The 1,167-nt window shown below is 59.3% G+C and carries 1 rRNA gene (running past one end of the window); it reads left to right on the plus strand.

The annotated features are described in order from the left end of the window. Window positions 1–1,167, plus strand: a 23S ribosomal RNA gene (locus ACYQ8L_RS18270); its annotated part reaches 97 nt to the left of the window's first position; the annotation flags it as partial.

The raw sequence follows: 1,167 nt of genomic DNA on the forward strand, positions 1-1,167 counted from the left end.
CGTGATCCGGGGATGTCCGAATGGGGAAACCCGGCCGGGGTAATACCCGGTCATCCGTACGTGAATCCATAGCGTGCGGAGGCGAACGCGGGGAAGTGAAACATCTCAGTACCCGCAGGAAAAGAAATCAACCGAGATTCCCTCAGTAGCGGCGAGCGAACGGGGAGGAGCCCAAACCGTCCTTGCGTGATAGCCCGCAAGCGTTGCAGGGGCGGGGTTGTGGGGGAGCACCGGAAGGGGTTGCGGACCCTTCGGGAAGTGAGAAATGTCCCGTGTAGCCGAAGCGTCTGGGACGGCGCGCCACAGAGGGTGAGAGCCCCGTAGGCGAAACACGAGGACACTTCCTGGGTGCTCTACCCGAGTACCACGGGGCACGTGGAACCCCGTGGGAAGCTGGGAGGACCATCTTCCAAGGCTAAATACGAGCTGGTGACCGATAGTGAACGAGTACCGTGAGGGAAAGGTGAAAAGGACCCCGTAGAGGGGAGTGAAAAGGACCTGAAACCATGTGCCTACAGCCTGTGGGAGCCCTATGGGTCTATGGACCAAGGGGTGACCGCGTGCCTTTTGCATAATGAGTCAGCGAGTTACGCTTGGCAGCGAGGTTAAGCCGGGAGAGGCGGAGCCGTAGCGAAAGCGAGTCTGAATAGGGCGACGAGTTGCCAGGTGTAGACCCGAAACCGGGTGATCTATCCATGTCCAGGGTAAAGCTGGGGTAAGACCCAGTGGAGGCCCGAACCCTAGGGGGTTGAAAACCCCAGGGATGAGGTGTGGATAGGGGTGAAAGGCCAATCAAACCCGGTGATAGCTGGTTCTCCCCGAAATATATTGAGGTATAGCCTCGCACGGTAGCCGCCGGGGGTAGAGCACTGGATGGGCTAGGGCCCCCACCAGGGTACCAAACCTAACCAAACTCCGAATACCGGCGGTGGAACTGCGGGAGTCAGACTGCGGGGGATAAGCTCCGTGGTCGAGAGGGAAACAGCCCAGACCGCCAGCTAAGGTCCCGAAATCCGTGCTAAGTGGGAAAGGATGTGGGGCTGCCCAGACAGCCAGGAGGTTGGCTTAGAAGCAGCCATCCTTTAAAGAAAGCGTAATAGCTCACTGGTCGAGTGGCCCTGCGCCGAAGATGTAACGGGGCTCAAGCACGGTACCGAAGCTGCGGAT

It is taken from the genome of Deferrisoma palaeochoriense (assembly GCF_054656955.1).